Raw genomic sequence first — 13,291 nt, 5'->3', positions numbered from 1 at the left:
AAAGGAAGGACAGTGTGAAGGAGAGTGTGGATCTTGAAAAGAATGTGACACAATCGTTGCGGTTTGCAAGGCTATGTCTCTGTAGGAACGTGATTTTTTTACTGTCACAGCGGGGCGCGTGGATGTGAAAAGAGAGGCAGGAGAGGCGGCAGCGCTCCCCTTTGACACGGGGAGCGCTGCCTGCAAGCGTAGGTATAGAGTCAGACTCGCTCGTAGGGTTCGAAGAGCCTTTTGAACTCGTCAAGGGCGAAGCGATCGGTCATGCCTGCTATGTAGTCGCAGATGACCCGCTCGCGCCCTTCCCGCTCCATCTTCACCTGGTGCTTCTGGGGAAGAAGCGTCGGGTGCTTCAGGTAGACCTCGAACAGCTCGGCCAGGTAACGCTCTGCCTTCACCCGCATCCGCTCCACCTTGTAGTGGCGGTAGAGGTTCTGGAACAAAAAGCGCTTGAGCGCCGCGTTTCTTTCGGCCATGGCGGGGCTGAAGGAGACCACCTGGAGGTTCACGCGGCGCAGGTCCTCCTGGGTCCTTATCCCGAGCTTCTCGATGTTCTGCGCGGTGGTCTCGACGAGGTCGAGGATGAGAACGCCGATGAGCGCGCTCACCGTCTGGCAGACACCGCGTTCGACGTCGATGGATGGGTACTTCTCGAGGATCCGCTCGTGCACCTCGTTCCAGAGATCGACCTTCTTCAACTGGTTCAGGTTGATGTAACCGGACTTCAATCCGTCGTCTATGTCGTGGTTGTTATATGCGATTTCGTCGGCGAAGTTGATGAGCTGCGCCTCGATGGCGGGTACCACGCCGGGAAGAAACTCGGCATAGGTCGCGCAGGGGGTGTCGTACTGCGAGGAGTGCTTCACGATCCCCTCGCGCACCTCCCAGGAAAGGTTCAGCCCGTTGAAGCCCGGATGGCGTTCCTCGAGCTCGTCGACCACCCTAAGCGACTGCAGGTTGTGCTCGAAGCCGCCGCACCCCTCCATGAGCCGGTTCAGCACCTCCTCGCCGGTGTGGCCGAAGGGGGTGTGCCCGAGGTCATGGGCAAGCGCCAGGGTCTCGGTCAGCTCCTCGTTGAGACCGAGCCTTCTGGCAATCCCCTTCCCTATCTGGGCCACCTCGAGGGAATGGGTGAGCCGGGTGCGGTAATAGTCCCCCTCGTGGTTCACGAAGACCTGGGTCTTGTACTCCAGACGACGGAACGCCGCGCAGTGAATGATGCGGTCGCGGTCCCTCTCGAAGGCGGGACGGTTGTCCCTGAACTCCTCCTGGTAGCGCCGCCCTCGGGATGTGGCGCTCGTGGCCGCGTAACTGGCCAGATCGGTGCGCTCCATGGCAATGCCGTCTCTCATCCGCCCCCCTGCTGAATCAGCTAAAAGTACGTAATTTATATACTGGTCGCCGACACTGTCAACAGCAAAGTTGATTGACGCGGTGGTTGCATCGTGCTAATAGAGCTGCGTGCGACGTACTGTCAGAACCGGAAGAAACGTCCGGATCAAAGGTAAGCCGTACGACGAAAACGCCCAAAGGAGAGGCCATGATGTATCAAGACCTGTGGTGGTCCTCATGCGGGTGATCGCAGGGAGCGCGCGCGGGCGCCAGCTGACAGCGCCCAAGAACATGCGGGTGCGGCCGACCGCGGACCGGGTGAAGGAGGCGCTTTTCAGCATCCTCGTAAGCCGCCTTGGCGACCTGACCGGGATGCGGGTTCTAGACCTCTTCGCCGGCACCGGAAACCTGGGCATCGAGGCGCTCTCCCGAGGCGCGGAGTTCGCCCTTTTCGTCGATGCGCACCGCGAGTCCGCGGAACTGGTCCGCAAGAACCTGGAGCTGACGAGGCTTGCGGAGCACGCGAGGGTCGTGGTGCAGGAGGCAGGCGCCGCGCTCAAGTGGCTCTCGCGCGGGGAGCCCCCGTTCCACCTCGTGTTTCTCGACCCCCCATACGGCGAGGGACACACGCAGAGGCTTTTGGAGCTGCTCGCGCAGTCGCCGGTCGTCGACGGCGGCACCACGGTCATCGCCGAATTCTCGGTAAAAGAGGATGTACCCACGCGCTTCGGCAGGCTAAAGGAGAGCGAGCGCCGCATCTACGGCGACACCGCCCTCTCCTTCCTGACCATTACAGACAGAGGTGAAACGTGCCCCTGAGAGTAGCTGTCTATCCCGGTTCCTTCGATCCCGTGACCTACGGGCACCTGGACATCATCGACCGGGCCCTCAAGATCTTCGACGGCGTAATCGTCGCCGTCGCCCGCAATTCCGAGAAGAACGCGCTCTTCACCGTGCAGGAGCGGATCGACATGCTCACCGAGATCCTCAAGGACCGCCCCCAGGCAAGGGTGGAAACCTTCGAAGGACTCCTCGTCGACTACGTGCGCCAAGCGGGCGCCACCGTGGTCATCCGTGGCCTGCGCGCCGTCTCCGACTTCGAGTTCGAATTCCAGCTGGCCCAGATGAACCGCAACATCACCCGCGAGGTGGAGACCCTCTTCATGATGACCTCGGTCCCTTACAGCTACCTCTCCTCCTCCATCGTGAAAGAGGTGAGCCACCTGAACGGCCCGGTGGACAAGCTGGTGCCGCCCCTGGTGAAAAACGCCCTGGACGAGAAGTTCAGGCCGGCGCGGTGACCGGGAGGGCGGCTGCGATACACTGATAAGAGGCGTTTGCGTTGAGCGGCGCCTTTTTTATTACCAGGCTTTCAACGAGCCAAGGACCATCGGGAGGAAAACATGATCAGCAAGGAGATGACCATCAGCGACATCCTCAGACGCTACCCGCAGACCCTTCCCGTCTTCGAACGCTACGGCCTGGACTGCTACGACTGCCAGATCGCCGAGTTCGAGCAGCTCGAACATGGTGCGACGGTGCACAAGGTGAACCTGGACGCACTGCTCGCCGAATTGAACCGCTGCATCTCCTAAGTCCCGCCTCGCTTCGCGACGACACCGCTAGCCACCCAAGAGGAGGCGGAGGATCTCCGCCTCGTCATATCCGGCGCTTCCACACTTCACCTGTTCACCTTCAATAAACATCATTTTAAATCCCGGTAAACACCACTTCTCCCCTAGACACCACCTACATTGTGATGCCATAATGTCGCCCGCTCCAGTATCGACGCAACCTTAGCCGAAAGATTAAATTTACCTACCAGTTCATTATTGAATTGACTTTTTACCAAAACTGAATAATTTTAGCCGAAGTAAAACGCTGGATTATTATGCAGAGGAACGGCGAATGTCAGAATACAACATCGGTCCGCGACTGAAGAAACTCCGCCTTGCGAGAAAACTGACCCTGCAGGCGGTGGCCACGGAGACGGGGTTCTCGCCGGCACTCATATCGCAGATCGAGAACGATAACGTCTCCCCGCCGATCGCCACGCTCTCCAAGATCGCCAAGTTCTTCGACATCAAGCTTGCGCAGCTTTTCAGCGAGGACGAGGACGACCGCAAGTTCGAGGTCGTCCGCGCCGGCGAACGCCACATCGTCCCGCGCGTCATCTCCAAGGAGGGTACCAAGCAGGGGTACTTCTACGAATCGCTCTCCTTTTACAAACAAAACAAGAAGATGGACGCCTTCATGGTCACCCTGACCGAAAAGGCGCCCGAGGCGAACACCTACAGCCACGACGGCGAGGAATTCATCTACGTCATGCGGGGAAACGCCGACTTCATCCTGGACGACAACAAGATCACCCTGCACGAGGGGGATTCCCTCTACTTCGAATCGAGCATGGGACACCGGCTCCTAAGCCACGACGGCAAGGAGGTCAAGGTGCTGGTCGTGGTCACCAAGTAGAGGCATAACCGGAAGCAGACCGTTTCAATGGCGGGCAGCCGCTCACCCAATGGGTCAAAGGAGGACTTACATGAGCAAAAAGTTAGGGGCACTGGACTATCACTCCAGCGGCAGGAAGGGCAAGATCGAAGTCATCGCCACCAAACCGTGCCAGACCGCGGCGGACCTGTCGCTAGCCTACTCTCCCGGGGTCGCCGAGCCCTGCCTCGCCATTCAGCAGAATCCGGATGACGCCTACAAATACACCGCCAAGGGGAACCTGGTCGCGGTGGTGTCCAACGGCACCGCGGTGCTCGGGCTCGGTAACCTGGGCGCTCTCGCCGGCAAGCCGGTCATGGAGGGGAAAGGTGTCCTCTTCAAGCGCTTCGCCGACATCGACGTCTTCGACATCGAGCTGAACACGGAGAACCCGGACGAGATCATCAAGGCGTGCCAGCTTTTGGAGCCCACCTTCGGCGGCATAAACCTCGAGGACATCAAGGCGCCGGAGTGCTTCTACATCGAGGAGACGCTCAAAAAGACCATGAACATCCCGGTCTTCCATGACGACCAGCACGGCACCGCCATCATCTCCTCCGCGGCCCTTCTGAACGCGCTGCAGCTGACCGGCAAGAAGATCGAGGAGATCAGGATCGTGGTGAACGGGGCGGGCGCCTCGGCGAACTCATGCGCGAAGCTCGCCATAGCGCTCGGCGTGAAACCGAACAACATGATCATGTGCGACACCAAGGGTGTCATCTACAAGGGGCGGGTCGAGGGGATGAACCCCTACAAGGAGCTCTTCGCGGCCGACACGCCTTTCCGCACCCTCGAAGAGGCCGCGGCCGGGGCCGACGTCCTTTTCGGGCTCTCCGCCAAAGGCGCCTTCACCCCCGAGATGATCCGCAGCATGGCGCCAAATCCGATCATCTTCGCCATGGCGAACCCGGACCCGGAGATCACCCCGGAAGAGGCGCACGCCGTGCGCGGCGACGTCATCATGGCGACCGGCAGAAGCGACTACCCGAACCAGGTGAACAACGTGCTCGGCTTCCCCTTCATCTTCCGCGGCGCCCTCGACGTCCGTGCCACCGCGATCAACGAGGAGATGAAGCTGGCCGCCGTGCATGCGCTTGCGAAGCTTACCCGCGAGGAAGTGCCCGATTCCGTATCCAAGGCCTACGGCAACGAGAAGTTCACCTTCGGGGTCAACTACATCATCCCGAAGCCCTTCGATCCGCGCGTCCTTTTGCACGTGGCACCGGCGATCGCCCAGGCGGCCATGGACACCGGCGTCGCACGCCAGCCGATAGAGGATATGGCCAAGTACATCGAGCAACTCGAGTGCTCGCAGGGCAAATCCAAAGAGGTCATGCGCATGATCATCAACAAGGCGAAGAGCGACCCGAAGAAGGTCGTCTTCCCCGAGGGTGACAACGAGAAGATCCTGCGTGCGGCCCAGACCCTCGTCGAGGAGGGAATCGCGCAGCCGATCCTCGTCGGAGACAAAAAGAAGATCCTGCAGAAGATGGACGAGCTGAACCTCGACCTGGACGTACCGATCGTCGATCCGACCGAGTCGGAGCACACCGAGTCGTACGCGCAGGAGCTCTACCGCCGGCGCCAGAGAAAGGGACTCACCCTCACCGAGTGCCAGCGCATCATGCGCAGAAAGTCGCGAGTCCAGTTCGCGACCATGATGGTGGCGCAGGGGCACGCCGACACCCTTTTGGGCGGCATCGACACGCATTACCCGGAGACGATCCGCCCGGCGCTGCAGGTGCTCGGCAAGCAGGCCGGTCTCTCCAGCGTGCACGGCCTGTACATGATGGTGTTCAAGAAGGAGGTCTACTTCCTGGCAGACACCACGGTAACCATCGACCCGACCGCAGAGGAGCTCGCCGAGACAGCCATTCTCGCCGCAGAGAAGGTCGCCATGCTCGGCATCGAGCCGAGAATCGCCATGCTTTCCTTCTCGAACTTCGGCTCGGTGGACCACCCGCAGACGAGAAAGGTGAAGCGCGCCGTCGAACTCGTCAAGGAGCGCGCCCCCAGCCTGATCGTCGAGGGTGAGATGCAGGCGGACACCGCGGTGGTCCCCGAGCTCCTCGACGGATTCACCTTCTCCAAACTGAAGACACCGGCGAACGTGCTCATCTTCCCGGACTTAAACTCCGGCAACATCTGTTACAAGCTTTTGCGCCGCCTGGGAGGCGCCGAGGCGATCGGCCCCATCCTTATGGGGATGAACAAGCCGGTGCACGTGCTGCAGCGCGGCGACGACGTGAACGATGTCGTCAACATGGCCGCCATCGCCGTGGTCGATGTGCAGAACGTCTAGACACGTACGCCCCCGCCCGTATACCGGGCGGGGGTCTCTTTTCCTTGACTTGCAGGGACTTTGGGCTTAGAAAAGTGTTTTGCACAAACGACAACCAAGGAACCGAAACCAATGTCTCTTCTCCAAAAAGTTCTCGACAACAACAATAAGTTCGTCAGACCTGGCGCGTTCCCCCCCCTTCCAAAAGATCCCAAGAAACAGCTGGCCATATTCACCTGCATGGACACGAGGCTCGTCGATTTCCTCGAACCCGCCATGGGAATCAAGCGCGGCGACGCCAAGGTGATCAAGAACGCAGGCAATACCCTGGTCGACCCCAACGGCGGCGTGATCCGCAGCCTCGTAGCGGCCGTGTTCCTCTTAGGCGTCGAGGAGATCTTCGTGATCGGCCACAAGGATTGCGGCATGGCGTCGGTGGACGTGGACCTGCTCAAGCAGAAGATGGTGGAGCGCGGTGTCGATCCCGCCGCCATCGAAGGCCTCGACCCGGATCTCGGCCAGTGGGTGGGCGCCTTCAGCTGCCCGGAAGAAAACGTGGAGCGGGTCACCTCGATCATCCGCAACAGCCCCCTCATCCCGAAGGACGTACCGGTGCACGGCCTTATCTTCTGCCCGAACGACGGGCACCTGGAAGTCATCGTCTCCGGTTACTGAGCCTGACAACGGTGACCGACTCAAAAGGCCCGCTCTCTCTGAGGGGTGCGGGTCTTTTCTTTTTGTCGGCACCCACCCAGGCGTGCATACACAAAGAGCCGGAAAGGCGCGGTTTTCACGACTGAACGTGCCAGTTTTGAGCTTGCAAAATAAGATAAAACTTCATAAAGTGTTCGGCGTGAAACGAGGAACACTCCGCATAGCTGCCATCTTAATACTGATGGTCTCTGTTTTGACCCTGAGCGGCTTGACGGCCACCGCGGCCGCCATGGCGCAACAGGCCCCTGGCATCTCCTGCCTCGACAACGGCTGCGACGACCACCCCGTCCCAGGTGCAGGGCACGGCGCCTCGCCCGACTGTCACTGTTTCGCCTGCATCACCATGATCCTGCAGACTTCCATCTCCGTCGCCCGCGTTACCGTTGACGCGGCTCCCCTCCCCCTGCTCCCGCCGAAGCGGCATCCCCTGAGCTCCTTTGTGCGCAGCATAGACTACCCACCCGAGGCGGCCTGAAACCTACGGAGCATCGCTTCGGCGCGCGCGCAACCAATTTACTCAGGAGAAAAGCATGCAAAAGGTAGCAATCACCGCAATATCGGTCCTCCTCGGAGCGGCCTTGATCTTCATGATGGTAAAGGTATTCGAGGGAAAGACGATCGGGGTAAACGAAGTGGGTAGCCCGAAAACGCACACCGGCACCATCACCATCACCGGCGTTATGGCCGGCTCCTCCCAGTACGACAAGTCCGTGATCGGCATCATGGATACCAAGGAGGCGGAGTGCAAAACCGGCTGCGAGAAACTCTACATCCCGGTGAAGTGCCCCGGCGGGGAGCAGCCGGTGATCGGCGATGAAATAAAGGCGAGCGGCAAGTTCCAGAAACTCCCGGCAGGCTACGTCTTCGTGGCGAGAAAGCTGAAGGTCGTGAAACACCACGATATCGCACCGCAACAGGCTCCACCTAAGAGCTGATCCACCCCGGATAAGCCGCCCAGCGATTGAACGAAAAAAAGCCTGTCCGCTGCGGACAGGCTTTTCTTTTTTGGCGCAAAGTAAAAGAGCGGCGCTTTACAGGATTGCCGCGCCGAAGGCCGAGGCGGCAAGCTCGACGGCGATTTTCGCGGTGCGGTTACTGTTGTCAAGGATCGGGTTGATCTCGACGATATCCATCGAGCTCAAAAGGCCGGAGTCGGCGATGATCTCCATCAACAGCTGCGCCTCCCGATAGGTGATGCCGCCGGGTGCCGTTGTCCCCACCCCGGGCACCTCGAGGGGATCAAGCCCGTCCAGGTCGAGGCTCACGTGCAGCCGCGTCCTGTGGGCAAGCCTTCCCAGCGCCTCGCGCGCCACCGCCGCCATGCCGCGTTCATCGATGTCACGCATGGTGTAGGCCATGATGCCGCTTTCGCGCAGGCGCACCCTTTCCTGCGGATCGAGCTCCCGAAGCCCTATGATGACGATGTCGGAGGCGTGCAGCTTGGGGCCGGGGCGTCCCACGTCGACCAGCTCGGGGAACCCCTCACCCAAGAGTGCGGCGAGCGCCATGCCGTGGATGTTGCCTGTTATGGTACTTTGCGGCGTGTTGAAATCGGCGTGTGCGTCCACCCATATCACCGCGGCGGGATGCTCGTCGGTGACCCCGCCTATGGACCCGACCGACATGGAATGGTCCCCCCCCATGAAAATGGGAAGATACCCCTGCGCCACGGCGCTCGCCCCCGCCCGGTAGACGGTCTCGCACACCGCCGTGATCGAGGGGAGGTAACGCTGCTCCCGCTCCGCGCCGAGGACGTCCCTGACCGGAACCGGCAGGTTCCCCATGTCCTCGACCAGATACCCAAGCCCCGAGAGGCGCGCCGCGAGTCCGGCATAGCGAAGCGCACCAGGCCCCAGGTCCACGCCGCGCTGTTCCTGTCCCAGGTCAACCGGGACCCCTATCATCCTGACGCTGTTCTCCATCATCATTCCTTTTACAGGCTATCCCTGCTTTTTCAGGTGGTTCCAGAGGTTTACGACGAAGTCCTGCGCGTTGGTCAAAAGCCCTACCGCCTGCGCCGAGCCCCGGTTTGCCAGCTTGTCCACGGAAAATTCGGTCATGTCCACCACGTAGAAGTAGACCGGGCGCACCGATCCGTCCGCCTCGACACGGTAGCTGGGCACCATGTTGCCGAAGGCGATGGAGTGGAGCTGCGTCGCGATGGCGAGCACGGTGGTCGCCTTGCGGGCATGCACCCGCATGGCATCCTGGGCCTGGTACGCGTCCTGGATCACCCCGGGAAGAGGGCCGTCGTCGCGTATCGAGCCGGCGAGGACGTAAGGTATCCCCTTCCGCGCGCAGGCGCACATGACCCCGTCGTCAAGCCTCAGCTTGTCGATCAACTGGGGGATCCCTCCGGCCATGCGCGCCTGGTTGATGATGTCGAGGTGGTTGTAGTGCCCCATCGGCATGATGGCCTGGGTGTATATGTTCTGCCCGAGACCGGTGCGGAAGTGGGCCGCCTCGAGGTCATGGGTGGCGAGAGCGTTGCCGGCAAGAAGGGCGTGGCAGTATCCCGCCTCGAAGAGCCCCTGCATGGCGTTGCGCGAATCCATGTCGAAGGCGACCGCCGGTCCCAGCACCCAAACGATGTAACCGTGATCCCGGTCGTGACGCAGCACCTGGTACAGCTCGTCGTAAGAGCGGGAGAACGGGGTCTCACGGGTCCCCCGGCTTCTGAAGGAGAACTTGTCTGCGAAAGGCTCTGATAGGTTCAGAAATCCCCCGATGTGCAGATAGATACCCTCCTCGCCGTTCTCGCTCCGCCCCACCAACACCTGGTCTCCCTTTTTTACCCGGCGTGGCTCGACCACCTCGAGACGTCTTCCGGCGAGGACGATGACGCAGTCCATGCGGCTTTCCGGAGCAAGAAGCCACTCACCTCCCCCCAGATGCACGTATTCCGGGTGGTTCGAGGTGGCGTGGAAATTCTCCGGCAGGACGCCGTCCGCAGGTGCGGGAACCACCTTCGCTGCTGGTGCCGCAGCGAGCTTCGGACGACGGAAATCCGGCGGGGTGTAGGAAGGGATAACGCCACTTCTATCTGACATAATGCACGCTCCTTCACTCTCATTTAGGCAGGCCGCTGCCAGCGGAAACTGTAGCATGCCATCCTGCAGTTACAACGGCTGCCGCCTGCCCCCCTGCTTAAACAATACTAATCGCCAATACATTCAAGTATTCAGACGAAGCGCCGATTAGACCATTATGTGGAGATGCTGCCGCTACAGAACATTAACCAGACAGCATGAAGGAGCCAAGCATGAAATTCTGGATGGACCTGAAAGTAAAAACAAAGTGTCTAGTACTGGTCACCATCGCCGTCGTCACCCTGTTAGCCATCGTCGGCGCCGGACTGCAGAAGATGAAGGTTATGGCGGGCAATGAACACGACATGAGCGACTCTGTAAGCCAGGTCGAGATCATCAACAACCTGAAAAACGACCTGCTCGCCATCAGGCTGGACCTGGTTTACATGATGCTGCTGGAAGACCCGGCGCTCATAAAGGAAAAAGCCGACGACCTTGCGCAACGCAAGAAGAGCATCGAGGAGGGGCAGGCCAAGTTCCAGAAGTTCAACCTGGAGCCCAAGGAGAAAGAGCTGATCCAACTCTTCAAACAGGGGTACGAGCAGTACCTCGTCCAGGGGAGCAAGTTGCAGCAGATGAGTCAGGATTCCCTGGGTAACGTCGAGGCACGCAGGGCGACGGTAAAGTTCGCCACCGAATCGGTAGCCCCGCTTTACAAGAGCCCGGCCGCCGCTGTCTCCGACCTCGTCGCCTTCAACTCCAAGGAGGCGGTGGACACATACAAAAAGGACCTCGCCGGTTACCACGCCTCACAGGTCTTCCTCGTGGTGCTGGCCCTCGTGGCAGCACTGTTCATGGCACTGGTGGGGTACCTGATCGCGAACTCGATCAGCGTGCCGCTAAAAAAGGTCTTTGACACCCTGGCACAGGTGGCGGCGGGCGACCTGACCGCCCGCTCCAACATCGATACCCGGGACGAGATGGGGATGCTGGCCGCGGAAGTGAACGAGATGGCCGGGAAGCTTAACGACACGCTGAGCAAGGTCGTCGAGAATTCCCACGAGGTCGCTGCGGCGGCGAACCAGCTGCACTCCACGTCCGAACAGATCGCGACTGGCGCAGAAGAAGTGGCGGCCCAGACCGGCACAGTGGCGACGGCCAGCGAAGAGATGGCGGCAACCTCCTCCGAGATCGCACAGAGCTGCCACAGGGCTGCGACCGGTGGCGAGGAGGCGACCGGCCGCGCGCGGGACGGCAGAATGGTCGTTGAGCAGACCGTGCAGGTCATGAACCGCATCGCCACCCAAGTGAAGGCCTCCGCCTCCACCGTCGAGGGGCTCGGCGAACGGAGCGACCAGATCGGCGCCATCATAGGCACCATCGAGGACATCGCCGACCAGACGAATCTGCTTGCGCTCAACGCCGCCATCGAAGCGGCACGCGCCGGTGAACAGGGACGTGGTTTCGCCGTCGTGGCCGACGAGGTGCGGGCACTTGCTGAGCGTACCACCCGCGCCACCCGCGAGATCGGCGAGATGATCAAGTCGATCCAGTCCGAGACCAAGGCGGCGGTTTCCGCCATGGAGGAAGGGGTTCGCGAGGTGGAAAGCGGAACCAGGGAGGCATCGAAATCGGGGCAATCGCTTGAGGAGATCCTGCGGCAGATCAGCGAGGTAACCGAGCAGGTGAACCAAATCGCCACCGCTGCCGAGGAGCAGACCGCCACCACCGGCGAGATCACTAACAACATCCTGCAGATCACTGAAGTAGTGCAGGACACCTCGAGGGGCGCCCAGACCTGCGCAACCGCGGCGAGCCATCTGGCCGGACTCTCGCAGGACCTGCAGCGCCTGGTGGGGCAGTTTAGGCTCGCCTGATCGGCTTACCCAGGGAAACCACCGCCCAGGCGGAAGACGACGACACGAAGGCGGCCGGCGCGAAAGCGCGGGCCGCCTTTTCTTTACCCTCGCGGGGCCCCGCGCCTCTTTTCCAGCATGATACTCAACATGGTGTCGTCGGCCTGGGACATGCCGTCGTCGGTGATCCGGCTTAGGTTACGGATGGTCTCTTCGGCGCTCGCACCCACGAAACCCTCCTCCTCGGTTATGCCGTGCCCGGACAGGGCCATATAGGCGGCACGTATCGAGGCGTCGGTCGAACTCACCACCTTCAGGGCACAGCCCCCCTTCGCCCCGTCGCAGAGCATACCGCCGATGTCGCTTATGATGGTGTTCACCGCGAGGTTCATCTTCTCTATGTCCGCACCCGCCTGCTGGTAGACGATGGCAACGGCCGCGCCGACGCCCGCCGCGATGGCACAACCGCAGATGGGCGCTAAGTCCCCGGTGTGGCACTTGATGTAGGCGTTAACCAGGTGCGACAGGGCGATGCTCTTGAGGATGGTCTCTTCAGGGATCCGGAAGAAGAGCCCCACGTTATAGGGGACGAGGATCGCCACGATCCCCTGGTTGCCGCTACCGCCGCTGGACATGACCGGAAAGGAAAGCCCGGCCATGCGGGCGTCCGATGCGGAAGCGGTGAGGATCTTGCTCGAAGAGACAACGTCGGAGAGTAGAAAGCCCTTGCGCACCAGTTCCTCGACGTAATACCCCACCTTGGTGAGCGCCTTCCCCGCCTCCGCTATGCGCAGGTTCATCTCCACGCCGCGCTTAAGGTAGGCGAGGTCTTCTTCATTCACCTCGTCGAGCAGGGATATGAGGCCGGAGAGGGTCATCTCCTTCAGTTCGGCGCGGTAGCGGTGGTTCTCCTCCCCAGCCGAGTCGCGCTCGACCTGTACGAGGACCTCCCCGTCGCGCTCCAACCGTACAAGGTTCGTGTGGCCGCCGGAGAGCACGGCGCGCGCCACGCCTCCCCCCCGGTGGACGGTGACATCGATGTGCAGCCCCCCCTCCTTTCCGGCGAGAGAGACGGAGACCTCGCCCCGCTCCACGAGGAGCTTCGCCTGTCGCAGCAGTTCCTTGGTGGCGCCGGAGAGTATCTCCATCTTGAGTTCAGGGCGGGCGACGAGCGCCCCGAGTGCCGCGGCGATGACGTTTCCCTTGAGCCCGCCGGTCTCAGGCACGGTGACCGCGAAGCCGTTTTTGAAGACGCCTGGGTCGGCGAGCACCGCTACCCGTGCCAGTTCTCCCTCCAGCTGTGCGGCGGCAAGGCTCGCGGCGTAAGCCACGGCAATCGGCTCGGTACACCCAAGCGCCGGAAAAACCTCATGCTCGATCACCTCACGGTACATCCCCATATCCCCTCCCACGACTCGTTTCATGGCCGCAACGCCTGCGCCGAACGGCATGACAACTACGTTTTCGCGACGGCACTTTTATACCTTCAGCAGCGGTGGAAAAGCAAAACATTTCCACACAGTGAGTGTGGAAATATGACCAACAGGCAAAGGTTAGCGAACCAGAAATCCCTTTACAATTACGGGTCGCTT

Annotated in this window: 13 protein-coding genes; 9 read left to right on the top strand and 4 right to left on the bottom strand. The window is 61.0% G+C overall.

Annotated features, from left to right (window positions below; translation table 11 throughout):
* Positions 1–200: 200 nt before the first annotated feature.
* Positions 201–1,349, bottom strand: coding sequence for a deoxyguanosinetriphosphate triphosphohydrolase (locus E8K79_RS00205; protein ID WP_136512941.1), 1,149 nt, complete (start codon positions 1,347–1,349; stop codon positions 201–203).
* Positions 1,350–1,566: 217 nt separating this feature from the next.
* Between E8K79_RS00205 and rsmD the strand changes: the two genes are divergently transcribed.
* The 8 genes from rsmD to E8K79_RS00165 all read left to right on the top strand — a co-directional run bounded on the left by rsmD (position 1,567) and on the right by E8K79_RS00165 (position 7,749).
* Positions 1,567–2,148 carry a 16S rRNA (guanine(966)-N(2))-methyltransferase RsmD gene (gene rsmD, locus E8K79_RS00200; protein WP_135870298.1) on the top strand — a complete coding sequence of 194 codons (582 nt, stop codon included), beginning with the start codon at positions 1,567–1,569 and terminating at the stop codon, positions 2,146–2,148.
* On the top strand, positions 2,139–2,630 hold the full coding sequence (coaD, locus tag E8K79_RS00195) for a pantetheine-phosphate adenylyltransferase (RefSeq protein ID WP_135870299.1): 492 nt from the start codon (positions 2,139–2,141) through the stop codon (positions 2,628–2,630). Before rsmD ends, coaD begins: the two co-directional genes overlap by 10 nt.
* Before the next feature lie 102 nt (positions 2,631–2,732).
* Complete coding sequence (locus tag E8K79_RS00190) at positions 2,733–2,924, top strand: DUF1858 domain-containing protein (protein ID WP_129125839.1); 192 nt, start codon at positions 2,733–2,735, stop codon at positions 2,922–2,924.
* Positions 2,925–3,237: 313 nt separating this feature from the next.
* Complete coding sequence (locus tag E8K79_RS00185) at positions 3,238–3,801, top strand: helix-turn-helix domain-containing protein (protein WP_129125840.1); 564 nt, start codon at positions 3,238–3,240, stop codon at positions 3,799–3,801.
* Positions 3,802–3,871: 70 nt separating this feature from the next.
* Entirely contained in the window at positions 3,872–6,121 is a 2,250-nt protein-coding gene (locus E8K79_RS00180; RefSeq protein WP_136512940.1) for an NADP-dependent malic enzyme, read from the top strand.
* Positions 6,122–6,232: 111 nt separating this feature from the next.
* On the top strand, positions 6,233–6,775 hold the full coding sequence (locus E8K79_RS00175) for a beta-class carbonic anhydrase (RefSeq protein WP_135870301.1): 543 nt from the start codon (positions 6,233–6,235) through the stop codon (positions 6,773–6,775).
* Positions 6,776–7,022: 247 nt separating this feature from the next.
* Positions 7,023–7,289, top strand: a complete 267-nt coding sequence (locus E8K79_RS00170; RefSeq protein ID WP_162604567.1) for a hypothetical protein — start codon at positions 7,023–7,025, stop codon at positions 7,287–7,289.
* Between the two features lie 55 nt (positions 7,290–7,344).
* Complete coding sequence (locus E8K79_RS00165; RefSeq protein ID WP_135870303.1) at positions 7,345–7,749, top strand: hypothetical protein; 405 nt, start codon at positions 7,345–7,347, stop codon at positions 7,747–7,749.
* Positions 7,750–7,845: 96 nt separating this feature from the next.
* On the opposite strand, the gene rocF is transcribed toward E8K79_RS00165, so the two are convergent.
* Together rocF and E8K79_RS00155 are read right to left on the bottom strand one after the other, a co-directional pair.
* Complete coding sequence (gene rocF, locus E8K79_RS00160; RefSeq protein ID WP_135870304.1) at positions 7,846–8,736, bottom strand: arginase; 891 nt, start codon at positions 8,734–8,736, stop codon at positions 7,846–7,848.
* 18 nt (positions 8,737–8,754) lie between these two features.
* Positions 8,755–9,864, bottom strand: a complete 1,110-nt coding sequence (locus E8K79_RS00155; protein ID WP_136512938.1) for a putative NPN-dependent ornithine cyclodeaminase — start codon at positions 9,862–9,864, stop codon at positions 8,755–8,757.
* 212 nt (positions 9,865–10,076) lie between these two features.
* Between E8K79_RS00155 and E8K79_RS00150 the strand changes: the two genes are divergently transcribed.
* Positions 10,077–11,720, top strand: a complete 1,644-nt coding sequence (locus tag E8K79_RS00150; RefSeq protein ID WP_136512937.1) for a methyl-accepting chemotaxis protein — start codon at positions 10,077–10,079, stop codon at positions 11,718–11,720.
* Between the two features lie 83 nt (positions 11,721–11,803).
* Here the strand turns inward: E8K79_RS00150 and E8K79_RS00145 are convergent, their stop codons facing one another.
* Positions 11,804–13,099: an L-cysteine desulfidase family protein gene (locus E8K79_RS00145; RefSeq protein ID WP_136513935.1), complete on the bottom strand. Its 1,296-nt coding sequence runs from the start codon at positions 13,097–13,099 to the stop codon at positions 11,804–11,806.
* Positions 13,100–13,291 lie beyond the last annotated feature (192 nt).

It is taken from the genome of Geomonas edaphica, from assembly GCF_004917075.1.
Classification (GTDB): Bacteria; Desulfobacterota; Desulfuromonadia; order Geobacterales; family Geobacteraceae; genus Geomonas; species Geomonas edaphica.
The sequence above is the reverse complement of the archived record's forward strand: the minus strand, read 5'-3'. Positions and strand labels throughout refer to the sequence as shown.